Genomic DNA, 25,201 nt, shown 5'->3' on the forward strand with positions numbered 1-25,201 from the left:
TGCTTGGCCTCGACCGCGTCGGCGACCTCGTCCAGAAACAAGCCTGTAAACGCACCCGCTACGGGCACCATCAGAACAACTGACAAGACGATCATCAGCAGGATGGATGCCCAAAGCGCCAGCCCCTCGATCCAGTTCACCTCGCCGATAAAGGGCAACGACAACGTGTCAGGCACCAGAAAACCAACCAGCCATGTCATGCCGAAAGTCACCGCCACCAACAAGCCGACCGTTAGGCCAAGTCCCTTCAGCAGCACATTGCGAAAGCGCGGGTCACTTAGCTGACCCAGCGCGCGGAAGAAATCGTCAAACATCATGTCTCGATCCAAGTGGTTTTTGCGTCCAAATCCGGGCGCGGACGCTCGGGTGGGGCGGTTGTTTCGGTGCCTATATGAATGATCCCTGCAACGCTTTCATGGCTTGCCAGCCCGAAGGCGTCGCGGGTGAAATCCGCGTCAAAGCTGGCCCAGCCAGACAGCCAATTCGCCCCCCAGCCGGATGCCAGCGCCGCGTTCAAAAGCGCAAGGCAAACGGCCCCTGCGGAATAGGTCTGTTCGATCGCGGGCACTTTTTCCGAGGCAATCGGGCTTTCAACCACCACAACAGCCATGGGGCTGCGGGCGTAGGCCAATTGCTCTTTCTCGATCTTGGCGGCGTCATGGCCCAGCGCTGCACCGCGTTTCGCCACAAGATCATGCGCGCGCGCCATTGCGGTCCCAGACAGCACAACAAAGCGCCATGGCTCAAGCTTGCCGTGATCGGGCGTGCGGGCCGCTGCGGTCAGGATGGTGTGCACAGTGTCGCGATCCGGGCCGGGACTGGTCAGTGTTTTGGCCGGGCGGGATCGGCGGGTCAGCAGAAAATTCAGAGCGGCTTGGTTGCGGTCAGGCATGTCTTGTCCTTTGGTCAAAGCAAATCTTGCTTGGCCGCACACCCGCGGCTGGCTGAGGCTTATGTCGGGTTTGCGGGCGGCCTCGTCAAGATGTTAAGTCACTTTACATTAAAGAAATCTGACATCTCGCCCAGATGATCCGAGAAGAATGCCTGTGCCTTCGCGCTTGGTTGACGGGCGACAAATGTCTCGGCCAAGGGATCTGGCGCATGGATATCAGCGCCCGACATCTCTTCCAGTACTGCGTGGCCACAGAAGGGGACATAGACTTCGGAATAGCCGCCTTCATGCGCCATCATCAGACGCCCGTCACACAGCTCATCCGCCAGCGCCATGACCATGCGGGTCATATGACGGAACGTATCTGCCGTGGCCAACATGCACGACAGAGGATCAATCACTGCCGCGTCATAGCCATTGGCGATCACGATAACTTCTGGCTCAAAGGCGCTGATCGCAGGAATAACCAACCGCTCCATCGCTTCAAGATATGTTGCATGCCCACCACCCGGTGGCAGAGGAATATTCATATTCGCGCCCTGCCCGGCCCCCTCGCCGCGTACATCAGAGTCGCCCGAATCCATCGGATAGTTGCGTTCCTGATGGATCGAGATGGTCAGAACGTCTGGATCTTCGATAAACACGGCTTCGGTCCCATTGCCGTGATGCACATCCCAATCCAGCACCACGAAACGCTTAGCCAACCCCTTGGTTTGTGCGGATCGGATCGCAATCGCCAAATTTGCCAACAAACAAAACCCATTGGGAAAATCGGGAAGGCAATGGTGCCCCGGCGGGCGTGACAGCGCATAGGCATTGTCGACCTCGCCGCGCAAAACAGCTTCCAGCGCCGCCACAGACAGGCCCGTGGACAGCGCGGCGATCTCGTACCCACCTTGACCAAATGGCGTGCGCAGCCCCAGTTCGCCGCCCCCAGCATCTGACGTGGCTTTAAATTCTTTCAGGAAGGATGCGGGATGCACCAAAGACAGCGTCTCAAACGTTGCCTCAGTGGCGCTTCGTGCCTCTAGCGACCGGGTCAGACCGGTTACATCCATCAGGTTTTTCAACCGTCGCTTGGTTTCAGGGTTTTCCGGCAATCCGCCCGCGGCCAAGGGCTGTACCAACCCGCCAACTGGCAGGTTGCCAGCATAGTTGCCACCCGAATGCCAAAAGCACTTCTCGTCCCAGAAAAAACCCGTTCTGCGCATGCCAACCTCCTGTTTTCTGCACAGTGACCCAGGAACCTTGCGTCGTCCAGCCCAGCGCGGCACTCTGATCGAATGAAGAAGGATGAACTCTCACATCTTGCGCAAGATGGTGCACGGATCGCGGTGCGGGTGACACCGAAGGCGTCGCGGAACGAGGTCGCATTGCGTGATGGACAGATACGAGTGGCGACGACAGCCATGCCTGAAGATGGGAAAGCCAACAAGGCCGTGCAGAAACTTCTGGCCAGCGCCCTTGGAATTGCAAAATCGCGCCTTGAACTGATCCAAGGCGCGACTTCAAAAGATAAGGTGTTTCAGATCAAAGGTTGATCAGCTACCCGAAGGCGGGATGGACGATGTTGCGTAGTCACCGTCATCATGATGGTCGATCACGCCACCCAGCGGATCGTTGCCATACTGGTTCGGCCCATCGGTACCCTTCTGACACATCCAATAGATCAGGACGATCCAACCGATGATCGGAATAAGGATCAAAAGCATCCACCACGCGGACTTGTCGTAGTCGTGCAGGCGGCGCGAAGTAACGGCCAGACTGGGCAGTAGAGTTGCCAGCGAGAACAGATCGCTGAGCGGCGAGAAAAGCTCACCCCAACCAAAGACCACGCCGTCAATTAACCCAAGCACGATCGACGCAATGATGATGAAAAGAGTGTACCACCAGTATTCACTGCGTGCGGCACGGCCGGAAAAGGTAACGTATTTCTGGAAACACGTTCTGACTGCGGTTTGAAAATCCATTGGAACTGATCCTTGCTATTCTTGGCTTTGCTTGCGCCCTATGCGTGGCTCTTCGCCCGATTTGATGCGCGCGATGTTTGCGCGATGCCGGTAGAAAATCAAGACCGCCAGTGCAACCGAGATAAGAACCAAACTGTTCCATCCCAAAAACAGAGCAATCACTGGCGACAAAGCAGCAGCAACCAATGCAGCCAAAGAAGAAATGCGGAACACAAGCGCTGTGACAAGCCAAGTGGCACAAGCCGCAAGCCCTAACGGGAAGGCCAAGGCCAGCATTGTGCCCAGCCATGTGGCGACGCCTTTGCCGCCTTTGAAGCCAAGAAATACTGGGAAGCAATGGCCAAGGAAGGCCGCAAAACCTGCCAGTTGGGCTGCGTCCTCGGCAAACATTGCGCGGGCCAGCAGGACGGCTGCTCCGCCCTTACCCGCATCTCCGATCAGGGTCAGAAATGCTGCCAGTTTGTTGCCAGTGCGCAGGACATTGGTTGCGCCAATATTACCTGACCCGATCTGGCGCAGGTCACCCAGACCAAAGAGCCGCGCCATGACGATACCGAAAGGGATAGATCCCAGCAGATAGCCGGCGACAGCCACCAACGCGAGAACGGGAAGAGAGGTCAGAAGCTCAGGCATCATCGCCTCCGAAAACACGTTCCCCGGCGACCCAAGTGCCCAGAACCTTGCCTTCCATCCGCGTGCCATCGAACGGCGTGTTCTTGGATTTGGAGTTCAACAGGAACCGGTCCAGTACGAAAGGAGCGTCGGGATCAAACAGGACCAAATCGGCCGGGGCGCCTTGCGAAAGCTCTCCGCCCGGCAAACCAAAACGACGGGCCGGGTTCAAAGACAGCGCCCGCCACAATGTCGGAAGATCGATCAGACCTGCATGCACCAAACGCATGGCGGCGGGCAGCAGTGTTTCTAACGCCACCGCACCGGATGCAGCTTCTTCGAACGGCAGGCGTTTGCTTTCCTCATCCTGCGGAGTGTGCATGGATGAAATGATGTCGATAAGGCCAGAGGCCACAGCCTCGGCCATGGCCAACCGGTCGTCTTCGGATCGTAGCGGCGGCTTCACCTTGAAGAAGGTGCGGTAGTCGCCCACGTCAAATTCGTTCAGCGTCAGGTGGTGGATATTCACCCCGGCGCTGACGTCGAGCCCTGCCTCTTTCGCTCGCTCCAAAGCCGGCAGAGATTTCGCCGTCGACAGGTTGTCGGCGTGATAGGCCACACCCGTCATTTCGACCAAGGCAAGGTCACGCTCCAACCCCATGCGCTCTGCCTGAGGGCTAACAGCGGGCAAACCGCGCAGCGACGCAAACTTACCCGAAGTCACAGCCGCCCCTTTCGACAGTTGAGGGTCTTGCGGATGGCCTATGATCAAAGCCCCCAGTGAGCGTGCATAGGTCATGGCACGGGAATACACTTTGTTGTCGGTCACCACGTGGTCACAATCGGTGAAAGCAACTGCACCCGCATCCATCATAAAGCCCATCTCGACCATTTCGCGCCCAGCGCGTTCCTTGGTCAATGCCCCCATAGAATGAACATTCACCGGGGCCACTTGCCCCGCGCGGCGGGTGACAAAGGCCAGCGTTTCAGGCGTGTCCACGGCTGGCGTTGTGTCTGGGCGAATAACCATCGTTGTCACGCCGCCCGCAGCAGCCGCCATCCCAGCCGTGCGGAAGCTTTCCTTGTGACGCTCGCCCGGCTCACCGATCTTCACACCGATATCGACAATGCCGGGGGCCAGGCATTTCCCACCGCAGTCGATGACGTCGCCAACCTCGCCAGTATTCACGCCGGTGATCAACCCGCCCTCGATGGTCAGACTTCCAAGCGTATCCGTCCCGGTTTCCGGGTCGATCAGGCGGGCGTTGATGAAAGTGGTGGTCATGTTGCCTGTCCTTTGGATTGCACTTCGCGCATCAAGCGGAAGACTTCGTCGCCTGAAACAATACGTTCAAAACCAATGGGTATTGTATAGGAGCCATTCTGAGTGCGCTTTACCTTCTCGGCAAAATAAACTGATGCCAGTTCACCAGCATGATAATCCAGCATCGTTTCTGGGGTTAGCGGATAGCTTTGAAGCTTTCGACCAACAATAGGTTGCTCAGTCGCAATAAATGCGCGCCGATTTGTAAGCGTGTACCAACTATGTCGGCGTTTGAATGTTGGCCCGTAAACGACATTTATCAGTTGCCAGACTCCACCAGCGAAAATGATCAACCCAAACATCCAAAAAACACCGCCTCCGCGCGACGCCATCGTCATCCAGAAAAGCGAAAACAACGTAACAAAGACCGCTGACCCGAGACGTGCAAACCCATTGACCTGAAAGTGAAACGCCTGATCTGGACGTCCCTGCCAAATAATCTTTTCCCCGTCATCCAGGTAACTTGTCCAGCCCAATTCCCGTAACGTTTCAGACATCCCCACCCTTTACTTTGACAATCGCGGCCTGCGTCGCTTTGGCGTCGGCCTGATATTTCAGCATGTATTTTTCGCCCGACAGTGTCACGACCTGCGCTGCGGTGAAAATGACATTCACCTTGTCGATGGACGTAAGCAGGATGGTACGGTTGCCGGGGCCTATCAAGCGGCGGTTGGTCAGGTGCCATGTGAAACCAAGCTGTTCCCTGGCAACATAAAGTCCGCGCACAGCGATAGCTGCCACTGCGCCAACAACACCCGCCCAAGAGTGCGGATTGCCCGTGTACATAAGGACGCCCGACATAAGCACCGAGCCGAGCGCCGCCAGCAACACATGCTCTTTCACATAAGTCGACAGGTTGCCCGAGAAGCTCTCGATCAGATTTTCGCCCGGCTCGAGCACGGGGCCAGTCTGGTTTTCCAAACGGGGTTCCAGCTCGAACTCTTGCTCAGACATAGACGCCCTCAGTCTTTTCGGCCCGCTCCGCTTTCAAGTTGCGTGCCAGTAAGTCCATCGCAGCCATGCGCACAGCGACGCCCATCTCGACCTGTTCCTGAATGACGGATCGGTTGATGTCGTCGGCAATCGTTCCGTCGATCTCGACCCCGCGGTTCATCGGGCCGGGGTGCATGACGATGGCATCGCCCTTGGCATGCGCCAGTTTCTCGGCGTCCAAACCATACCGATGATAGTATTCGCGTTCCGACGGGATAAAGCCACCGTCCATCCGCTCGCGTTGAAGGCGCAGCATCATGACGACGTCGGCGTCCTTCAGGCCCTCTTCCATGTCGTCATAGACCTCGACCCCGAACTGGTCGATCTGGCTGGGCATCAGGGTGGGTGGGCCAACAAGACGCACGCGGTTTTCCATTTTGCCCAGAAGCATCAGGTTCGAGCGCGCGACACGGCTATGGGCAATGTCGCCGCAAATCGCCACGGTTAGGCGATGCAAGCGCCCCTTCTCGCGACGGATGGTTAGTGCATCCAAAAGCGCCTGTGTGGGGTGTTCATGTTTGCCGTCGCCCGCGTTCAGCACGGCGCAGTTCACCTTTTCAGCCAGCAAGTTCACAGCACCCGAGTGCGGGTGGCGCACAACCAGAAGGTCCGGATGCATGGCGTTCAGCGTCAGCGCCGTATCAATCAGCGTCTCACCCTTTTTGATGGACGATGCCTGCATCGCCATGTTCATCACATCCGCGCCCAGACGCTTACCGGCAATCTCAAACGAGGCCTGCGTACGGGTGGAGTTTTCGAAAAACATATTGATCTGGGTAAGCCCAGCAAGCGCGTCAGAGCGTTTCTGAGCAGATCGGTTCAAATCCACATAGCTGTCAGCAAGGTCCAGAACGGATTTAATCTCTTCGGGGTGAAGCGGTTCGATCCCCAGAAGATGGCGTTGGCGGAATGTCATACGGGCCCCCGTCCTTGGTTCTCAGCGCTTATAGGGTCGGGCGGGTGTTTCGTCTATCCCCTCTGTGGCGTCAGGGGCGTTTACCTTCTGTGCAGCCGCGCATAGGCTGCGGGGCATGGAATCGGCACAAGACTGGCACAGCGCAAAAGCGCTTCTGGAATGGCATGTGGAACTGGGCGCAGTTGATGCGATCGGGGATACGCCTGTCGACCGCTATGCATTGGCACCGTCCGAGCCGAAACCCGCGCCTGAAGCCCAGAAATCCACTCCGGTCGATCTGCCCAAGCGGACCGCACCAACGCCACCACCTGCAGCCCCCAGCATCGACTATGTTGCACTGGCCAAACAGGCCGCGGCAGGCGCGCAAGATCTGGACGGATTGAAGGCCGCCATGAAAGCGTTCGACGGCTGTGAGCTGAAGAAAGGCGCGCGAAACACGGTTATTTCAGACGGAAACCCCGCAGCCCGTGTGATGATCATCGGCGAGGCGCCGGGCCGTGACGAGGATATTGAAGGCAAGCCCTTTGTTGGTCGCGCAGGGCAGCTTTTGGACAAGATGTTCACAGCCATCGGCATGGGACGTGACGTGCCACTTTCAAAAGATGCGATCTACATCACCAACGTTATGCCATGGCGTCCGCCGCAAAATCGCGACCCGGAACCCGCCGAGATGGCAATGATGGTCCCGTTCCTTGAGCGCCATGTGCAACTGGTCGCGCCCGAAGTGATTGTGCTTATGGGCAATACGCCTTGTCAGGCCGTGCTGGGCAAACGCGGCATCACCCGAATGCGCGGCCATTGGGACGAGGCGTGGGGCAAGCCCATCATGCCGATGTTCCACCCGGCCTATCTTCTGCGAAACCCCGCCGCCAAACGCGAGGCTTGGGCGGATTTGTTAGAGATTCAGGCCAAGCTGAGTAGTGGTACATGAAAATACTGGCGTTCTCTGACCCACATCTCAGCCAGAAAGCGGCCAACACTCTTTTGACTGCCGCCAAGGATGCAGACCTGATTTTAGGCGTGGGTGATTTCGCGCAGCGGCGCGGTGGGTTGACGGAATATGTTACGCAGTTCGCCGATTGGGGCGCGCGCGCGATCTTCACCTCAGGAAACAACGAAAGCGATGCCGAGCTGCGAGACGCCGTTTCTGGGACCGGAATTCAGGTATTGCATGGCGAATGTGTCGAGGTTGACGGCGTAATCATCGCGGGGATCGGGGCTGCGGTCCCGCCGCTCCCACCTCTACCTTGGCAGTCCTATGACCTGACCGAAGCTGAAGCCGCCGATTTGCTGGCTCCGATCACACATGCAGATATCCTGATTTCACACTCCCCTCCAAAGGTATTGCAGATCACCACAAGGACTTGGGAGCATTGGGATCAACTGCGATCCGCGACGCGGCCATCCGATTGGCACCACAGTATCTTCTATGTGGTCATGTGCATGACGCTTGGGGGGAAACCGGCCATATCGGCAAAACACAGGTGATGAACCTTGGCCCAGTCCCGAACTGGATCACACTAGAAAGGGCTTAACGTGTCCCATATTCCCGCAGACAACAAACGCGATTTCATTCCCACCCGCATCGCAGTTCTGACCGTTTCAGACAGCCGCTCGATGGACGAGGATCGCTCGGGCGACACATTGGTCAAGCGGCTTGAAGACGCTGGGCATCTGCTGGCCGACCGCAAGATCATCCGTGACGAACGCGGCGAGATTGCGGATCAGTTGCGCGCGTGGTCACTGGATCCTGAGATTGACGTTGTGATCTCGACCGGCGGGACTGGGCTGACCGGCCGCGATGTCTCGGTCGAGGCGCATCGCGACGTCTATGAAAAGGAAATCGAGGCTTTCGGGACCGTTTTCACCATCGTTTCAATGAAAAAGATCGGCACATCGGCAGTGCAAAGCCGCGCGACAGGTGGCGTTGCCAATGGCACCTATTTCTTCGCCCTGCCCGGCAGCCCAGGGGCGTGTAAGGACGCCTGGGACGAGATTCTTGTCCATCAACTCGATTATCGTCACCACCCCTGCAATTTTGTCGAGATTTTTCCGCGATTGGACGAACACAAGCGACGGAAGTGAACCGCCCATCCGTTTGATCCGTATGGATCATGTAGACCTCGTTTATCGAAACTGTGACCACACGCCGCTTGCCCAAGCGGATGGTGCAGTTCAGGATGACGGCGGAAGATACGGAGCGACACATGCGATTTCTAGGACGCAGCCTGATTGGGCTATTCCTGCTGGCGGCGACAATCGGACTGCTGGCGATGGCTGCCTTGACGGTAAGATCGGCTTTTCAAGCCCGTGCTGAACGCGACGGTGCGGCGCCATCTGGGCGGGAACGGGTCTTTTCCGCCAATGTCGTAACCCTTACGCCGTCAACCATCACGCCGATACTATCATCTTTTGGTGAGCTCGAGGCACGCCGTGCATTGGACATCCGCGCCCGCGCGAGCGGAACCGTCGTTGAAATGTCAGACGCCTTTGTAAACGGAGGTGAGGTCGAACAAGGTGCTCTGTTGCTGCGCATCGATCCAACTGATTACCAAGCGGCCAAAGATCTGGCGCAAACTGATCTGGCACAGGCCAAGGCAGAGCTTCGTGACGCTCGCGCCGCATTAGAACTGGCGCGTGATGATCTGGAAAATGCCAAGCGTCAGGCCGCCTTGCGCGACGCTGCGTTGGAACGGCAAAACGACTTGGTAAGTCGTCGTGTCGGCACCGAAGCCGCCGTGGAAAACGCGGCTCTCGCGGCGAGTTCAGCCGCTCAGGCTGTATTGGGCAAACGTCAAGCAGTCATCACGGCTGAAGCCCGCGTTGCCAATTCCGATGCCGGTCTATCCCGCTCAGAAATCGCATTGGCCGAGGCCCAGCGCCGCCTAAACGAAACGGAAATCCGCGCAGAGTTCGCTGGCACATTGACCGACGTTACAATCCTGCGCGGGGGCCTTGTTACCCCAAACGAAAAGCTTGGACGTTTGGTTGATCCGACAAAACTCGAGGTTGGGTTTCGCGTCTCGACTGCGCAATATGCGCGCTTGCTTTCAGACAACGGAAACTTAGCCAACCTGCCTGTTGCGATCCGACTTGAGGCAACGGGCGTCGATCTGACTGCCACCGGACGAGTGGACCGGGAAAATGCTGATGTGGGCGAAGGGCAAACAGGCCGAATGCTGTTTGCCAATCTGGATGCGACACCCGGTTTCCGTCCCGGTGATTTTGTGACTGTCGAGTTGTCCGAACCACCGCTGGATCAAGCTGTACGACTTCCAGCAACTGCGCTGGATTCATCGGGCAAAATCCTTCTGTTAGGCAACGAGGATCGCTTGGAAAGCGCGCAGGTCACAATTTTGCGCAGGCAAGGCGACGATGTTCTGGTGCGCGCCACCGGGCTGGACGGGCGTGAAGCGATCACCAAGCGCAGTCCTGTTCTGGGCGAAGGCATTCGCGTGCGCCCGGTGCGCGATGGCAAGCTTGCGCCCGAGGCCAAGCCCGAGATGGTTGCACTGGACCCTGCCCGTATCGCCGTTCTGAAAAGCTTTGTGGAAAGCAACGAGCGGATGCCGGAAAGCGCCCGCGATCGCATTCTGCGGCAACTGGAAGATGGTGAGCTGCCTGCAGATACGCTCGCGCGGCTTGAAAAGCGCATGGGGAACTGACCCATGAAATCTGCAAACGGCATTCTGTCCTATTTTACCCGCCATGCCACGGTGGCGAACCTGCTACTTGTTATTCTGGTGGCACTTGGCATTGCCAGCTATCCGCAAATGCGGGCGCAGTTTTTTCCGGATGTCATTGTCGAAAGCGTCACGGTATCGACCAACTGGCAAGGTGCCGGCGCTGAAGACGTGGACACCGCCATCGTACAGGTGATGGAGCCCGCGCTTCTGGCTGTAGATGGCGTATCCAGCGTCAGCTCGCGCGCGTTTGAAGGGCGAGCTCGAATTGATATGGAGTTTGAACCCGGATGGGACGTCAATCAGGCCGCCGATGACATTCAGGTCGCGGTGGACGAGATTTCGGACCTGCCAGAGGATGCTGACACGCCGCAAGTCCGTCGCGGCGCGTGGCGCGACAGTGTTACGGATGTGGTGATCTCGGGTCCCGTTGCCATTGAACAGCTTGGGCGCTTCGCCGATGAAATGGTGATCCGCCTTTTTGAACGCGGTGTAACGCGCACAACAATTCGCGGGTTTGCCGCACCGCGCACCGTGGTCGAAGTCACCTCGCTTTCACTGATCGAAAACGATGTAACCATGGCACAGATCGCCGAGGTGATCGCGGGCGAAGTCACTGCGAACCCTGCGGGCAACGTATCATCCGGCGCAGCCCGGGTGCGCACGGGCGACCCAAAGCGTAGCCCGGATGACATCGCATCACTTGTTTTGCGTGCCAATCCAGACGGATCGAACCTGACCATCGGGGACGTGGCATCCGTCCGCGTCGAAGGTGTGAACCGCAACCGGTCGTACTTCGTGGGCGACAATCCTGCGATGGCTTTGAATGTCTCACGCTCGGCCAAAGGGGATGCGATCGAGCTGCAAGAGATCGTCGAAGAGGTCCGGGCCGAAATGCTTCAAACCCTCCCCGAAGGGGTTGAGATGGAGCTGATGCGCACACGATCCGCCCTGATCTCTGCTCGCCTGAAGATGCTGACCGAAAACGGGTTGCAAGGACTTGGTTTGGTACTGCTTTTGCTGTTCCTGTTCCTAAACGCCCGCACGGCATTTTGGGTGGCCGCCGGGATCCCCGTGGCGATGACCACCGCCGTGTTCCTGATGTATATGGCCGGGATCACGATCAACATGATCTCGCTGTTCGCGCTGATCATCACGTTGGGGATTGTCGTTGATGACGCCATCGTGGTGGGTGAACATGCCGACTTCCGGGCAAGACGGTTGGGTGAAAAGCCGTTCACAGCTGCTGAAAATGCCGCCAGACGCATGTTTCCGCCCGTATTCTCTGCCACGCTGACGACGATTATCGCCTTCTTCGGGCTGACATCGATCGGGGGACGATTTGGGGATCTGATCACTGACATCCCGTTTACAGTGATCGTGGTGCTAACTGCATCGCTGATCGAATGCTTCCTCATCCTGCCGCATCACATGGCGCACGCGCTGACGCACACTGCAAAGGAACACTGGTACGACTGGCCATCGCGGCAGGTGAACAAGGGGTTCCGTTGGGTGCGCGACAAAGGGTTTCGCCCCTTCATGGCGTTGGTGATCAAGGCGCGGTATCCCGTGATAGCGGCGACAATCCTGATCCTCGCCAGCCAAGCTTCGATCTTCATCCGGGGCGATCTGACGTTCCGTTTTTTCAACGCACCTGAACGCTCAACGATCACGGCTAACTTCGCGATGGCCGAGGGTGCAGCACGCGCCGACACGCGTGCCATGCTGGATAATGTGCAAATCGCCGTTGAACAGACCGCAGCGCAGTTCGAAACAGAACACGGTGCAAGCCCCGTTGAACATGCGCTGGCGCAAATCGGTGGGAATTCCGGGCGCGGATTATCAGGTGTGGAGAACAAGGACGGAGATCTTCTGGGATCAATCGTGATCGAGTTGATCGACGCGGACTTGCGCCCTTACTCCACCTTCGAAGTGGTGTCCGCCCTTCAAGAAAACATCGAAAACCACCCTCTGCTCGAGGTCCTCTCGTTCCGGGGTGGCCGGTTTGGGCCGGGGGGTGACAGCCTTGATGTAGACCTGTTTGGCGCAACATCCGAGTCCTTGAAAGCCGCTGCAGAAGACCTGAAAACCCAACTGATTCAATATCCTGAAGTATCCGCGCTTGAAGACAGCCTGAGTTACGACAAGGAAGAACTGGTTCTAGATCTGACTGCGCAGGGCAAAGCGCTGGGCTTCACAATTGATGATCTGAGCCGCGTGTTGCGCAATCGTCTGAACGGGGTCGAGGCTGCAACCTATCCCGATGGCACACGATCCGCCGAAATCCGGGTTGAGCTGCCAGACGGTGAACGCTCCGCCGATTTTCTGGAGCGTATGCAGTTACGAACGCAGACCGGGGCATATGTCAGCCTTGCCGATCTTGTCTCTGTCCAGGCGCGCACTGGGTTTGCCACGGTTCAACGCGAAAATGGAATTCGGATGGTCAATGTCTCGGGCGAAGTGGCCGAGGATGACCCAGCCCGCGCCGAAGAAATTCAACGCACCATCGAAGATGAGATATTGCCTGAACTCGCAGAAACCCACTCGATCGAGTACCGCATTGGTGGGCTTGCTGAACAACAAAAGGATTTCCTGCAAGACGCCCGCACAGGTCTGATCCTTGTGCTTTTGGGGATCTTCCTGACGCTCGCCTGGATCTTCTCAAGCTGGACGCGGCCGCTTGTAGTGATGTCGATCATCCCGTTTGGATTGGTCGGAGCCATATTCGGCCATGTACAATGGGGCGTTCCGCTTTCCATGTTCTCGGTCGTGGGACTGATCGGAATGACGGGGATCATCATCAATGATTCAATTGTTCTGGTCACGACGATTGACGAATACGCCCGCGAGCGCGGGATCATTCCAGCAATCATCGAAGGCGCGGCAGATCGACTTCGCGCGGTGATGTTGACCACCATGACGACCGTATTGGGGCTCATGCCCCTGCTTTACGAGCAATCCCGCCAGGCGCAGTTCCTGAAACCCACGGTAATAACGCTGATCTATGGGCTTGGGTTCGGGATGGTGCTGGTGCTTTTGATTGTGCCCTCACTGATCGCAATTCAAACGGATATCGGAAAGATGGTGGCGACCCTTCGGCGCTTGTGGCACGGTCGAAGCCGCAAAACGGCACGGCCCGCCGTCCTTGTGACCGGACTGGCTTCGGGCGCGATGCTGATTGCATTTGGATTGTCATTCACGCTTTGGGGGGCCAACAGCGGCGCCATTTTGCGAGCGGTCCTGATTTGTGCAGGTATCGCCACCGCCAGTATGACAATAGCCGCGGCATTGAACAGAAAAGCAACCCGTGCTTAGTCGAACGTCCCCGTCACGCGGCCAAGCAGCATGAAAGCACGTGCCGTGCGGGTATCTGCCATAGCAGCCAGATCCGCATCCGAGGCGTTCTTTTCGAATTGCGCGAAGGTCTGATCAAAGCGACGCAAGAAGTGGTGCGCCGTATCACGGAAGATCGGGTCCTTGCGCATACGCCCAGCGGTCAATGCCAGCGACGACCGGTCACGCACGCCACCAAGTGCCGCAACGCCTTTTCCGCGTTCGCCCGCCGCGAACTTTCGCCAGATCTCGGGACGTGCACGGTCGGGACGCAAATCATCCATATAGATCCCGTCTTGCGACATCAGGGTCAGAATATCTTGCGCAGCCTGGATCAACCCGGCGACCTGCCGGTCTTCAAGCGCGCGGCGCAGGGCGCGGAAGCCCTCGGCATCTTCGGCGTGCTCTGGGAAGTGCATCGCGCGGATGAAATCCTCGATCGATAGTGGCGGGATCATGTCTTCCGCCGGGGTGCCTAGTTCAAGCTTTGTTTGGTCGTCCTGATCCTTAGCTGCTTCCTCTGCCCCAAGCGCAGGGGCAATTGGGGCCGGGTGCGGATTGGTCAGGCTGGGCATGCCGGGACGGATCGACACAAAGGTTGCCAGCGCGGTTTCCGTCCGGCGCGAAACCTTGGCGATCTCTTCCAGTTTCTGTTCGACCTTCGAGGCTTGCGCTCCGCTGCCGCTGACACCTTGCTGCTGTTGCAGATAGGCGGTGCGCATCCCATCAATAGCCGCTTTCAGCCGCGTGCTTTCCTGCCGCATGATCCGTGCCGAGCGCATGGCAGCAACCGCGACCCAGATCATCGCAACCGGCATGGCGATCGCCACAACAATCATCACGAAGCGAAGGGGATCAAATACACTATCCGTAGGACCCGTGCCCAACACGATGAAAAACATCGCGCAAGCAGCCACCCAAACCAAGGACAATGCCAGACCGATCACCTCGGCCGTGCTTAGCGACGGAACTTCGCTTAGAAAATCCAACGGCGAAGCGCCTTTGGGTCCCGGTTTGACATCCTTGTGCTGGGGCTTGTCTGACACGATCAGATCCAGTCGATGTTCAGGATTTCATATGCTTTTTCGCCACCCGGCGTGCGCACTTCTACGCTGTCGCCTTCTTCTTTGCCGATCAGGGCACGTGCAAGGGGTGACTTGATATTAAGCTTGCCGCTTTCGATATCTGCTTCCGGCTCGCCCACGATCTGATAGGTTTTTTCTTCATCCGTATCTTCATCAACGATGGTTACGGTGGCCGAGAACTTAACCGTGCCAGACATGTTGGCCGGATCGATCACTTCTGCAAGCGACAAGATACCCTCAAGCTCTTTGATGCGGCCTTCGATAAACCCCTGTTTTTCCCGTGCCGAATGGTATTCAGCGTTTTCTTTCAGGTCACCCAATTCACGCGCCGAGGCGATCGCCTCGATAATCGCGGGGCGTTCAACAGTCTTGAGCTGCTTCAACTCGTCATTTAGCGCGGTGTGGCCCGCGCGGGTCAAAGGTATCTTTTCCATCAAACCTGTTCATCTTTTGTCGCCTCGCGCAGCACCAAGACTGCGGGGACGTGTTTTCATTGCGGCTCGGTCGGGTCGAAAATCTAGCAATCTGCCACGATTTGCAACGCTCTTGTTTGCCTTCGTGGTTGGATCCCCAAAAGGCGCCCATTTTCGATAGAAGCTGAGGGAGTCAGCGCAAACATCGCCTTAGTTCGACAATTTTGTCGGAAACCTTACGTCCAAACGTCGTGTCTTGATTGACCCGCCTTCCGCGCCAAGCTAACGATCTTGCGAAACGGACCATCCGGGGAAAAGATTATGAGCGACATCGAACGCGAAAGCATGGAATACGACGTGGTTATCGTGGGCGCAGGCCCGGCAGGCCTGTCGGCAGCAATTCGACTGAAACAACAGGATCCAGATCTAGAGGTCGTGGTTCTGGAGAAAGGATCGGAAGTTGGTGCACATATCCTGTCCGGAGCCGTTCTGGACACTTGTGGGCTTGATAAGCTGATCCCCGACTGGAAGGAAAAAGGCGCGCCGATCAAGACCGAGGTCAAGAAAGACAACTTCCTTATCCTCGGTCCAGCGGGTCACCTGCGTGTACCTAACTGGCCGATGCCGCCGCTGATGAACAACCACGGTAACTACATCGTTTCAATGGCGAATGTCTGCCGGTGGATGGCCGAACAGGCCGAGGCACTTGGCGTAGAAATCTTCCCGGGCATGGCTGCCTCCGAACTAGTCTACGGTGACAACGGCGAAGTAAAGGGCGTTGTGGCTGGCGTCTTCGGCTTGGAAGCTGACGGATCCATCGGTGAAAACACCGAACCGGGCATGGAGCTGCACGGCAAATACGTCTTCATCTCAGAAGGCGTGCGCGGGTCGCTCGCAAAAGAGATCATTGGTAAATACGACCTTCAGGCTGGCCGCGACGCTCAGAAATTCGGCCTTGGTATGAAAGAGATCTGGGAGATCGACCCAGCCAAGCACCGTGAGGGCACCGTAACCCACACGATGGGCTGGCCATTGGGCAAAAATGCAGGTGGCGGTTCGTTCATCTATCACTTGGAAAACAACCAAGTGTATGTCGGCTTCGTGGTTCACCTGAACTACAAGAACCCGCACCTGTATCCTTACATGGAATTCCAACGCTTCAAGCATCACCCCGAAATTGCGAAACTTCTGGAAGGCGGTAAACGCGTGGCTTACGGCGCACGTGCGATCACCGAAGGTGGCTATCAGTCGATGCCGAAAGCCTCGTTCCCCGGTGGGGCGCTTCTGGGCTGCTCAGTCGGTCTGGTCAACGTGCCGCGCATCAAAGGCAATCACAACGCCATGTTGTCGGGCATCGCTGCGGCTGACGCGGCTGTTAAAGCCCTGAAAGCGGGTCGTTCGGGGGATGAGTTGAACGACTACGAAGAAGAACTGCGCACCGGCGAAGTTGCGAGAGACTTGAAGAAGGTTCGCAACGTGAAACCGCTGTGGTCGAAGTTTGGCCTAACGGCATCCCTGATGCTGGGTGGCTTTGATATGTGGGTCCAATCGATCTTCAAGTTCTCGCCTTTTGGTACCGTGAAACACGGTAAAAACGACGCGCAAGCCACAGGCAAGGCCGCGGACTATCCGGAAATCGATTATCCGAAACCTGATGGCACGCTGTCCTTTGACCGGCTAACCAACGTTTCTTTCGCGGCCACCAACCACGAAGAAAGCCAGCCCTGCCACCTGAAGCTAGGCAATCCGGATCTTCCGATCTCGGTCAACCTGCCCGAGTTCGCAGAACCTGCACAGCGCTACTGCCCGGCAGGTGTCTATGAAGTGGTCGAGGAAGACGGCAAAGACCCGCGCTTTGTCATCAACTTCCAGAACTGCGTGCATTGCAAAACCTGCGACATCAAAGACCCAAGCCAGAATATCGCCTGGACGGTTCCGCAGGGTGGCGACGGACCGAACTATCCGAACATGTGATCTTGTGTGATCAACAATTCTACAATCAGGGGTGGCCATGTGCTGCCCCTCATTGTTTTCGACGGTCAGGCACACTAGGTTTCTGAAAACCTGCGGCGACAAAAGGAATCTCTGCCCTTGTTTAGCCTTAAGACTTCTGCGGTTCGCCGCTTTGCTATTCCTGCCCTTCTGGCTGCACATTGCGCCGTGGGAACCGCAGCCTATGCAGACAATGCGGCTGGCGCCTATCTTGCTGCGCGGCATGCTGATCTGAACCGCAACTTTCCTGAAATGGTCGACTACGGCACCCGTGCCATTGCGGAAGATCCCGAAAACCTGGACGTCATGGAAGGCTTGATCGTAGCGCAGGTCGCGCTGGGCAAGCTGGATGATGCAGTACCTTATGCACGTCGCTTAAGCGCAGTGAGCGAAGACAATCAGATCGCGGCCTTGGTTCTTTTGGGGGATGCCCTGACGAATGATGATTGGGAAACCGCATCTGGACTTGTCGGCGATAGGGTTTCAATCGCGCCGATGATTGACCAGATGATCCAAGCCTGGATCAGAATCGGACAAGGTAAAATGTCCGACGCGCTGAAAATCTTCGAAGCCCTTGGCAAAGAGGACGCAAGCCTTGGGTTCACGCTGTATCAAAAAGCCCTCGCTCTGGCATATGTCGGAGACTTTGAAGGGGCCGCAAGCATTTTGGGCGGAGAGGAAGGCGAACTTAACCTGAACCGTTCAGGCCTGTTTGCTCATGTCCAAGCCCTTAGCCAAAGCGATCGTCAGGAAGATGCGATTGAGCTGATGAAAAGCGCCCAATCCGGCATGACTGATCCCGAAGTCGACCAGATCATCGCGGATCTTGAGGCCGGAAAAACGCTTGAGTTCGACATTATCCGGGCCCCCCGCGACGGAATTGCAGAGCTTCTCTTTGCGGTTGCAGAAACAGTTGGCCCTGAGGGTGATCAAACCGGCGTTCTGCTTTACAATCGTGTGGCTGAACATCTTGCCCCGAACCATGCAGGTGTTTTGATCCTGTCGGCACAAATCCTTGAACAAATGGGACACCTTGATCTGGCAATCGAGACCTATGGCCGCGTGCCGCAGGACAGTTTTGCCTACCAACATGCGGCCTTGGGCAGGACAGATGTGCTGCGACGCGCAGATAGGTTAGAGGAAGCCGCAGGTGAGCTGCGAACTTTGGCCGAGACGTTTCCCGGCACGCTGCGTTTCCGTGTCGCGCTTGGTGACACACTGATGCAACAGGACCGCTATAGTGAAGCACGCGATGCTTACGACACTGTCATCAAGCAGTTTGAGGTCGACTTGGCCACGCAATGGCCTACCTATTTTCAGCGTGCCATTGCGGCCCACAAGCTGAACGACTGGACCGCAGCCGAGACTGATTTCCGCAAAGCGTTGGAGTTAAGTCCCGAGCAACCCACTGTGTTGAATTACTTAGGTTATTCGTTGGTGGAACGGCGTGAAAAAATGGACGAAGCGTTGGATATGATCGAACGTGCGGTCGCCGCGCGCCCTGATCGCGGTTACATCGTCGATAGTCTGGGTTGGGTTCTGTATCGCCTTGGTCGCTATGACGAAGCCGTTCAGAAAATGGAACGCGCGGTCGAACTTGAGCCAATTGACCCGATTCTAAACGACCATCTGGGCGACACTTACTGGGCCGTCGGCCGCGAACGCGAAGCCGAATTCCAGTGGAGCCGCGCGCTGAGCTTCATCACAGACGATACCGATCTGACCGAGATTGATCCGGACCGCATCCGCCGCAAGCTTGAGGTTGGGTTGGACGTGGTGCTGGACGAAGAAGGGGCTGACCCCCTGCACGCCTCGGAATGAGCATTGCCAAGTTTTTCGCCCCTGCCAAGGTGAACCTGACTCTGCATGTGACAGGTCAAAGGAACGATGGATATCACCTTCTGGACAGCCTTGTTGTTTTCGCCGATGTTGGCGACCGCATTACAGTCATACCAGCTGAGAAGAACCGTTTGGAAGTGATTGGCCCACGCGCCGAAGGCGTTCCCACGGACGGACGCAATCTTGTCGCTCGCGCTGCGGATCTTTTCAGTCTTCCCGTTCACATCATCCTGTCAAAGCACCTGCCCGCCGCTGCGGGTATCGGAGGAGGCAGCTCGGACGCTGCCGCAACAATCCTGGCACTATCAGACATAGTCGGTGACACACGGCTTCCTGAAGGCGTGGCCGATCTTGGCGCAGATGTCCGTGTGTGTCTTCTAAGGCAAGCTGCTCGTATGAGAGGGATTGGCGACGATGTGATGCCCTGCCCCGGCTTGCCCCGATTGTTTGCGGTTCTGGCAAATCCGGGCGTAGACGTACCGACGCCGGAGGTTTTCAAAGCCCTCGAAGACAAACAGAACTCACCCATGCCTAAGAAGATACCTCAGGGTATGAAAACTGCGGCGTTTATCGACTGGCTGGCCACACAACGAAATGATCTGGAAACTCCAGCCATCGCGCACGCACCCGTGATTCAAGAGGTTCTGACCGCCTTGTCCGCACTGGACGGCGCACGGCTTACACGTATGTCGGGGTCCGGGGCGACGTGTTTTGCGCTGTTCGAAACTGAGGCCGAGGCGCACGCGAGTGCGGCAGCTTTGACACAAGCACAGCCCGGCTGGTGGGTGGAAGCTGCGAGCTTATCCTAAGGCGATCGGCGGCTCACTTCGTGAACCTGTACGGGGCGTTGCCCCACTGCCTATACGCATTCACCCCAGGATATTTTCAACAAGAAAGTGCGTGCTTAGTTCAGGCGCGCCACAACGTAATCTGCGATGTCATGCATCATATGGCGGATGGGAGCGTCTGGTAGAGCGGTCAGCGCCGCTTTGGCTTTGTCCGCCCAAGCAATGGCCTCGGCCCGTGTATCCTTAAGCGCGCCGTGTTTGTTCAATAGCACCAGCGCGTGTTCTAGATCACCCTCTTCCTGCCGACCTTTTTCGATCGTACGGATCCAGAAGGCGCGTTCTTCGTCATCAGCCTTGGCAACCGCCTTGATCACCGGAAGCGTCAGCTTACGCTCGCGGAAATCGTCACCGATGTTTTTACCCGTGGCATCACCGCCCCAGTAATCCAGAAGGTCATCAACAATCTGGAACGAAACTCCCAACGCATCGCCATAATCAAACAGCGCCTGCACCTGTTCAGCGGGTGCATCTGCAATCACGCCACCGACCTCGGTCGCCGCAGAAAACAGCGCGGCGGTTTTACCGCGGACAACCTGGCGATAGACGTCTTCGTCCGTGGCCAAGTCTTGCGCGGCGGTTAGCTGAAGCACTTCGCCCTCTGCAATCGTGGCAGAGGCATTGGACAGGATACGCAGCACATCGAGCGACCCGGTATCGGTCATCAACTGGAACGAACGCGAAAACAGATAGTCGCCCACCAGAACGCTTGATTTGTTGTCCCAAAGAAGATTCGCCGTCGGACGTCCGCGCCGCTGACCGCTTTCATCCACCACATCATCATGCAGCAGCGTCGCGGTGTGAATGAACTCGACCGTAGCGGCCAAATGGATGTGATAGGGGCCGTCATAGCCACAAAGCCGAGCCGCCGCCAAGGTTAGCATTGGGCGCAGACGTTTCCCGCCCGCATCAACCAAATGTGCTGTCACCTCGGGAATACGCGGGGCGTGTTTTGACGCCATCCGTTCGCGAATCAGAGTGTTCACAGCCTCCAGATCGTCGGCCAAATGCTGGCCCAAACGTTCGTGGGGTTTATGTGCAGCTTCGATCAGCATCTTCACCTTCCCGTCAACCGGCTCGACAAACGGGCGAGGTTGCCCTTATGTCCGAAAGCATGAAAGAGCTTCTCAGGACCACGGATCCAACCACGATCCCCTTCGTAACCGCCCTTCTTGCAGGCGAGGATATAGCTTGCTTTGCCATGGACGTCCATATGAGTGCGCTGGAAGGAAGCATTGGCATATTGCCGCGCCGCCTTATGGTGCGTGATCAGGATTTGTTCATGGCTCAGGCTATCTTGCGCGATCATGACATCGCATTTGAAAGCTAGGAAAGCGGATGTCGCAAGGTGAACTGACGCAAGATGACTTTCTAGGTGGGCAGCTGGTGTTGTCCCAGCCCAAAGACGGATATCGGGCGGGCGTTGATCCGGTTTTTCTCGCTAGTGCCGTACCTGCACGTTCAGGGCAATCAGTGTTGGAGCTTGGCTGCGGTGTCGGGGCAGCATCCTTGTGTCTGGGAACACGCGTTTCGGGTTTGGATCTGCATGGGATCGAGCGGCAGGAAAGCTATGCCAAACTTGCGCAACAGAATGCCGAAGCTAACGACGTGCCGATGGCGGTTCATGTCGGGGATCTTGAGCAGATGCCCGAGGCCCTTCGCGCCCATAGCTTCGATCACGTGATTATGAACCCACCCTATTTCGATCGATCGCGGGGCAGCATGTCCCCGGATGAGACGCGCGAACAAGCGCTTGGGGAAGAAACACCGCTGTCAGTCTGGATAGATCAGGCCACACGCCGGCTGAAACCACGCGGGTACCTGACCCTCATCCAGTCCGCTGAACGGCTCCCGGATGTGCTGCAAGCGCTTGATGATCGTTTAGGCTCGGTCATTATACAGCCTTTGTCACCACGCACGGGACGTCCAGCCAAGTTGATCTTGATGCAGGCCCGCAAGGGCGGTCGCGGTGCGTTTCGTCTGGCCGCGCCTTTGATCCTGCATGAAGGGGACGAACACCCCGCCGACCGGGATCACTACACAAAGACAGTACAGTCTATCTTACGCGACGGGGCATCCCTGCCTTTGACCTGAAGGCTGGACCATCCAGTCGGGTAAGGTTCACGCAACCACGACGGCAATTCCCCGCAGAGTTTTGCAACGTTTTCGTGACAACCCGACAAATATGTGCTGCACTCTTGGTATTCTTTAAACCAACAGGAGGATCGCCATGAGCATGAGTTCGCATCTAGAAGAGCTGCGCAGGAAACACGAGGTCCTCTCGGAAAAAGTCGAAGCAATCCAGCGCGCGCCCGGCACCAGTGATGCCGAGATTACCGAACTGAAAAAGCAAAAGCTTAAGCTCAAGGAAGAAATCGAACGCCTGACTGAGGCCTGATAGAATCGGCAGGGTCAGGGCTGGTCAGTCGCACCAGCACTGGCCCGCGCCGCCATCAATGCACCTGCCGTGATCAGCACGCCCGCGATGAGCAAAGACGGGTGTGGCTCTGCGACACCCGCAATGATCAACACAAGCGTAGACAAAAGAGGCGCCCCATAGCTGGCGACGCCCAGCAGTTGTATGTCGCCACGTTTCACACCCACGTCCCACACATAAAACGCAAGCCCAACCGGACCCAATCCAAGCCCGGCGACTGACGCCCAGCCAAGTGCGCCATTGGGCCAGACAGTGTCTTCCCACAGAATATGCGCGCCGGTGGACAGGGCGGCAGTGGCCAGACAGAACACCACAACCGAAGCGGTAGGTGTGTTCCCCAAGCGCCGCGACAGAACCGAGTATCCAGACCATGTCAGTGCACACAGAAATGCCAGCGCAAAACCTGGTAGCGCGCTGGCTTCAAAACCTTGCGCACCCCCCAACACAATCAACGCTGCCCCGGCAAAAGAAACCAGCGCCCCGAATACATGCATCGGACGCAGGCTTTCTCCTGGCAGCAGCCCGGAAAACAGCACGATGAACAATGGCCACAGATAGGCGATCAGTCCGGCTTCGGCCGCAGGCGCCATACGTAAGGCCGAAAAATAAAGCGCATGATAGCCAAAAAGCCCAATTGTCCCGAATGCATAGACCCGCCAACTGACGGTACGAAGCACACCAAGCCCTTCGGTCGCTGCGATCCAAATCACGCCGAGCACACCGCCGATTAGGAAGGTCATCGCCGAAAGCTGAAACGGTGGGACCGGATCCGTACCGACGGTGAACAACGCCAACAGAGACCACAAAAGAACGGCAATGAATCCGATAAGTGTGGCTGTTTTCCGCGTCATGTAGCCTCCTCAGGCGAAACAATTCTCAAGCTTTCGGATACATGCGTGTTCTTTTCAATCTCGGCAAGCACCCATTCGCGAAAGGCCGCTATCGCTGGACGGTTCTCTTGGCCGGTACGACATAAAAAACGGAACCGCGCCTTCGTTGATAGGGCAAGCCCATAGGGTGCAACAAGTCGCCCTTCAGCAAGATACTTGATGACGAAGGCCCGGCGCCCCAGCACAATCCCTACCCCGGCCATGGCGGCATCCAGCGCGTGATCGGGCTGTGAGAACACAGACGTGACACGCGGCGTGCCTTTTACCCCAGCAACGCGCAACCATGCTGGCCAGTCACAGGGTGGGTTCAGAAAGTCATCTGACGTGTTGTGGATCAACGGGGCGGACAACAGATCTTTGGGGTCAGGGTACTTTTCGGCCATCGACGGCAACATGACCGGGGTCAGCCATTCACTTGCAAGCGGATGCGAATACAGCCCGTCATCCGGCCCATAGCCAAAGCGAATGGCGACATCGACCTCATCCCGATTCAGATCAACAAATTTCAAACCCGCTGCGAAGCGCAGCTCGATCTCAGGGTGGTCCTGCGCAAAGGCATAAAGACGCGGTGCGAGCCACTTAGACGTGAACGCGGGACCGGCGGTCACAGTAAGCGTGTTGCTGTCCTGACTGCGCCGCGCCGCACGCCACGCGGTTGTGAGGGTCTCAAATCCGTCCGCTGCCCCCGGAGCAAGAATGCGCCCGGCTTCTGTCAGCTCGACCGCGCGATTTAATCTCAGAAACAGCGGGGCACCGAAGTGATCCTCAAGTGACTTAATCTGAAACGACAACGCCGCAGGTGTCACATTCAGTTCCGCCGCAGCTTTCTGAAACGACATGTGGCGTGCCGCAGCATCAAAGGCGCGCAACGCTGTCAGGGGGGGCAAACGATCACTCATTTCAGTTAAATATCACTTATCTGAAACCTTTGAAAGTCTCGTTTGTCTCTTAGCAATCAATAGACCACATTCAAAACAAGCAAACAAAGCTTAATAGGAGCGACGACATGCTGGAAACAGCCACCACACAACCCGATCAGCGCGCCGCGTTTGATCGCGCGCACGCAGAACGTGCCCAGGCATTTAAAGTTGCGGTTAAATGGGCGGGCAGCGTTCTGGCAAGTATGCTTCCCACCGCAAAAACAAAAAGGGCTGACCAAACCGGCCAGCCCCTGAATTGTGATTGTCCTGCGTGACTAGACGAAGAACTGCGCACCATTGGCTGAAATGGTCGAGCCGTTGATGAAGCCCGCATCGTCGGACGCCAGGAAGGTCACGCAGCGCGCAATCTCTTCCGGCTCGCCCAGACGTCCTGCCGGGATACCTGCAACAATCGAATCACGTACTTTTTCCGGGATCGCCATAACCATTTCTGTTGCGATGTAGCCCGGGCAGATTGCGTTGGCGGTGATGCCAGCGCGCGCGCCTTCTTGTGCAAGCGACTTCACGATGCCCAGATCGCCAGCCTTGGTCGCGGCATAGTTCACCTGAGCAAACTGGCCCTTCTGACCGTTGATCGAGCTGATCACGATGATGCGGCCAAACTTGCGTTCACGCATGCCGGGCCAGATCGGGTGAACGGTGTTGAACACGCCTGTAAGGTTCGTGTCGATGACTTCCTGCCACTGTTCAGGTGTCATTTTATGGAACGGGGCATCGCGGGTGATTCCAGCGTTGGCAACCACCACGTCAACCGGGCCAAGGTCCGCTTCGACCTGCGCAATGCCGGCTTGGCTTTCCTCGTAGCTGCCGACATTCCACTTGTAGGTTTTGATGCCGGTCTCGGCTGTGAAGGCTGCGGCTTTCTCTTCGTTGCCGGCATAGGTCGCTGCGACCTCGTACCCTTCGGCTTTCAGCGCCTTCGAAATTGATGCGCCAATACCGCGCGAACCTCCGGTGACAAGTGCTACTCGGGCCATGTATTCCTCCATCTCGAATCTTTGGTCTGAAACTCTGTTACATTTTCAATATAACTTGC

The 25,201-nt window shown here is 57.1% G+C and carries 27 protein-coding genes; 12 read left to right on the plus strand and 15 right to left on the minus strand.

Annotated features, from left to right (window positions below):
* The 3 genes from MWU55_RS00115 to MWU55_RS00125 form a co-directional block, all read right to left on the minus strand.
* Window positions 1-317 (minus strand): EI24 domain-containing protein (locus tag MWU55_RS00115; RefSeq protein ID WP_246933592.1); only part of this gene is annotated, 317 nt, incomplete at its 3' end.
* Window positions 314-892 carry a nitroreductase gene (locus tag MWU55_RS00120; RefSeq protein WP_246933594.1) on the minus strand — a complete coding sequence of 193 codons (579 nt, stop codon included), beginning with the start codon at window positions 890-892 and terminating at the stop codon, window positions 314-316. The genes MWU55_RS00120 and MWU55_RS00115, both read right to left, overlap by 4 nt.
* Window positions 893-990: 98 nt before the next feature.
* Window positions 991-2,103: a class II histone deacetylase gene (locus MWU55_RS00125; RefSeq protein ID WP_246933596.1), complete on the minus strand. Its 1,113-nt coding sequence runs from the start codon at window positions 2,101-2,103 to the stop codon at window positions 991-993.
* Window positions 2,104-2,175: 72 nt separating this feature from the next.
* Here MWU55_RS00125 and MWU55_RS00130 point away from each other — a divergent pair, with 72 nt between their 5' ends.
* Window positions 2,176-2,433, plus strand: a complete 258-nt coding sequence (locus tag MWU55_RS00130) for a DUF167 domain-containing protein (RefSeq protein ID WP_246933598.1) — start codon at window positions 2,176-2,178, stop codon at window positions 2,431-2,433.
* On the opposite strand, the gene MWU55_RS00135 is transcribed toward MWU55_RS00130, so the two are convergent.
* Genes MWU55_RS00135 through MWU55_RS00160 form a run of 6 tightly spaced genes read right to left on the minus strand, consistent with a single transcriptional unit; the run spans window position 2,434 to window position 6,707 of the window.
* The gene (locus tag MWU55_RS00135; protein ID WP_246933600.1) at window positions 2,434-2,862 is read right to left on the minus strand and encodes a DUF805 domain-containing protein; all 429 of its coding nucleotides are present in this window, start codon (window positions 2,860-2,862) and stop codon (window positions 2,434-2,436) included.
* 15 nt (window positions 2,863-2,877) lie between these two features.
* The gene (gene plsY / locus MWU55_RS00140) at window positions 2,878-3,498 is read right to left on the minus strand and encodes a glycerol-3-phosphate 1-O-acyltransferase PlsY (RefSeq protein WP_246933720.1); all 621 of its coding nucleotides are present in this window, start codon (window positions 3,496-3,498) and stop codon (window positions 2,878-2,880) included.
* Window positions 3,488-4,759, minus strand: coding sequence for a dihydroorotase (gene pyrC, locus MWU55_RS00145; protein ID WP_246933602.1), 1,272 nt, complete (start codon window positions 4,757-4,759; stop codon window positions 3,488-3,490). The genes plsY and pyrC overlap by 11 nt, the downstream gene beginning before the upstream one ends.
* A complete protein-coding gene (locus tag MWU55_RS00150) occupies window positions 4,756-5,295 on the minus strand; it encodes an aspartate carbamoyltransferase catalytic subunit (protein WP_246933604.1) in 540 nt (179 codons plus the stop codon). The genes pyrC and MWU55_RS00150 overlap by 4 nt, the downstream gene beginning before the upstream one ends.
* A complete protein-coding gene (locus tag MWU55_RS00155; protein ID WP_246933606.1) occupies window positions 5,288-5,752 on the minus strand; it encodes a hypothetical protein in 465 nt (154 codons plus the stop codon). The genes MWU55_RS00150 and MWU55_RS00155 overlap by 8 nt, the downstream gene beginning before the upstream one ends.
* Window positions 5,745-6,707: an aspartate carbamoyltransferase catalytic subunit gene (locus MWU55_RS00160; protein ID WP_246933607.1), complete on the minus strand. Its 963-nt coding sequence runs from the start codon at window positions 6,705-6,707 to the stop codon at window positions 5,745-5,747. Before MWU55_RS00160 ends, MWU55_RS00155 begins: the two co-directional genes overlap by 8 nt.
* 115 nt (window positions 6,708-6,822) lie before the next feature.
* Between MWU55_RS00160 and MWU55_RS00165 the strand changes: the two genes are divergently transcribed.
* The 5 genes from MWU55_RS00165 to MWU55_RS00185 all read left to right on the plus strand — a co-directional run bounded on the left by MWU55_RS00165 (window position 6,823) and on the right by MWU55_RS00185 (window position 13,705).
* Window positions 6,823-7,638: a uracil-DNA glycosylase gene (locus MWU55_RS00165; RefSeq protein WP_246933609.1), complete on the plus strand. Its 816-nt coding sequence runs from the start codon at window positions 6,823-6,825 to the stop codon at window positions 7,636-7,638.
* Complete coding sequence (locus MWU55_RS00170) at window positions 7,635-8,195, plus strand: metallophosphoesterase (RefSeq protein ID WP_246933611.1); 561 nt, start codon at window positions 7,635-7,637, stop codon at window positions 8,193-8,195. The genes MWU55_RS00165 and MWU55_RS00170 overlap by 4 nt, the downstream gene beginning before the upstream one ends.
* Before the next feature lie 48 nt (window positions 8,196-8,243).
* Window positions 8,244-8,792, plus strand: a complete 549-nt coding sequence (gene moaB / locus MWU55_RS00175) for a molybdenum cofactor biosynthesis protein B (RefSeq protein WP_246933613.1) — start codon at window positions 8,244-8,246, stop codon at window positions 8,790-8,792.
* 122 nt (window positions 8,793-8,914) lie between these two features.
* Entirely contained in the window at window positions 8,915-10,372 is a 1,458-nt protein-coding gene (locus tag MWU55_RS00180; protein WP_246933615.1) for an HlyD family efflux transporter periplasmic adaptor subunit, read from the plus strand.
* A gap of 3 nt (window positions 10,373-10,375) precedes the next feature.
* Window positions 10,376-13,705, plus strand: a complete 3,330-nt coding sequence (locus MWU55_RS00185; RefSeq protein WP_246933617.1) for an efflux RND transporter permease subunit — start codon at window positions 10,376-10,378, stop codon at window positions 13,703-13,705.
* Here the strand turns inward: MWU55_RS00185 and MWU55_RS00190 are convergent.
* Window positions 13,702-14,769, minus strand: coding sequence for a hypothetical protein (locus MWU55_RS00190; protein WP_348646200.1), 1,068 nt, complete (start codon window positions 14,767-14,769; stop codon window positions 13,702-13,704). The two genes, MWU55_RS00185 and MWU55_RS00190, sit on opposite strands and share 4 nt — an antisense overlap.
* 2 nt (window positions 14,770-14,771) lie before the next feature.
* Window positions 14,772-15,242, minus strand: coding sequence for a transcription elongation factor GreA (greA, locus tag MWU55_RS00195; RefSeq protein WP_246933618.1), 471 nt, complete (start codon window positions 15,240-15,242; stop codon window positions 14,772-14,774).
* A 300-nt stretch (window positions 15,243-15,542) separates the two neighbouring features.
* On the opposite strand from greA, the gene MWU55_RS00200 reads away from it, so the two are divergent.
* From MWU55_RS00200 to MWU55_RS00210, 3 genes are all read left to right on the plus strand, one after another.
* The gene (locus MWU55_RS00200) at window positions 15,543-17,195 is read left to right on the plus strand and encodes an electron transfer flavoprotein-ubiquinone oxidoreductase (RefSeq protein ID WP_246933619.1); all 1,653 of its coding nucleotides are present in this window, start codon (window positions 15,543-15,545) and stop codon (window positions 17,193-17,195) included.
* Between the two features lie 117 nt (window positions 17,196-17,312).
* Window positions 17,313-19,034: a tetratricopeptide repeat protein gene (locus MWU55_RS00205; RefSeq protein ID WP_246933620.1), complete on the plus strand. Its 1,722-nt coding sequence runs from the start codon at window positions 17,313-17,315 to the stop codon at window positions 19,032-19,034.
* Window positions 19,031-19,861: a 4-(cytidine 5'-diphospho)-2-C-methyl-D-erythritol kinase gene (locus tag MWU55_RS00210; protein WP_246933621.1), complete on the plus strand. Its 831-nt coding sequence runs from the start codon at window positions 19,031-19,033 to the stop codon at window positions 19,859-19,861. Before MWU55_RS00205 ends, MWU55_RS00210 begins: the two co-directional genes overlap by 4 nt.
* 95 nt (window positions 19,862-19,956) lie before the next feature.
* Here the strand turns inward: MWU55_RS00210 and MWU55_RS00215 are convergent, their stop codons facing one another.
* Window positions 19,957-20,952: a polyprenyl synthetase family protein gene (locus tag MWU55_RS00215; RefSeq protein WP_246933622.1), complete on the minus strand. Its 996-nt coding sequence runs from the start codon at window positions 20,950-20,952 to the stop codon at window positions 19,957-19,959.
* A gap of 59 nt (window positions 20,953-21,011) precedes the next feature.
* Between MWU55_RS00215 and MWU55_RS00220 the strand changes: the two genes are divergently transcribed.
* From MWU55_RS00220 to MWU55_RS00230, 3 genes are all read left to right on the plus strand, one after another.
* On the plus strand, window positions 21,012-21,227 hold the full coding sequence (locus MWU55_RS00220) for a DUF2007 domain-containing protein (RefSeq protein WP_246933724.1): 216 nt from the start codon (window positions 21,012-21,014) through the stop codon (window positions 21,225-21,227).
* Between the two features lie 8 nt (window positions 21,228-21,235).
* The gene (locus tag MWU55_RS00225) at window positions 21,236-21,991 is read left to right on the plus strand and encodes a methyltransferase (RefSeq protein ID WP_246933624.1); all 756 of its coding nucleotides are present in this window, start codon (window positions 21,236-21,238) and stop codon (window positions 21,989-21,991) included.
* 136 nt (window positions 21,992-22,127) lie between these two features.
* Complete coding sequence (locus tag MWU55_RS00230) at window positions 22,128-22,295, plus strand: DUF465 domain-containing protein (protein WP_246933625.1); 168 nt, start codon at window positions 22,128-22,130, stop codon at window positions 22,293-22,295.
* Window positions 22,296-22,309: 14 nt separating this feature from the next.
* Here MWU55_RS00230 and MWU55_RS00235 read toward each other — a convergent pair whose 3' ends face one another.
* The 3 genes from MWU55_RS00235 to phbB all read right to left on the minus strand — a co-directional run bounded on the left by MWU55_RS00235 (window position 22,310) and on the right by phbB (window position 25,142).
* Entirely contained in the window at window positions 22,310-23,185 is an 876-nt protein-coding gene (locus tag MWU55_RS00235) for an EamA family transporter (RefSeq protein WP_246933627.1), read from the minus strand.
* Window positions 23,182-24,123: a transcriptional regulator GcvA gene (locus MWU55_RS00240; RefSeq protein WP_246933629.1), complete on the minus strand. Its 942-nt coding sequence runs from the start codon at window positions 24,121-24,123 to the stop codon at window positions 23,182-23,184. Before MWU55_RS00240 ends, MWU55_RS00235 begins: the two co-directional genes overlap by 4 nt.
* A gap of 296 nt (window positions 24,124-24,419) precedes the next feature.
* Entirely contained in the window at window positions 24,420-25,142 is a 723-nt protein-coding gene (gene phbB, locus MWU55_RS00245) for an acetoacetyl-CoA reductase (protein ID WP_142851893.1), read from the minus strand.
* Between the last annotated feature and the right edge of the window lie 59 nt (window positions 25,143-25,201).

Origin of the sequence: Aliiroseovarius sp. F20344 (genome assembly GCF_023016155.1) — a bacterium.
Classification (GTDB): Bacteria; Pseudomonadota; Alphaproteobacteria; order Rhodobacterales; family Rhodobacteraceae; genus Aliiroseovarius.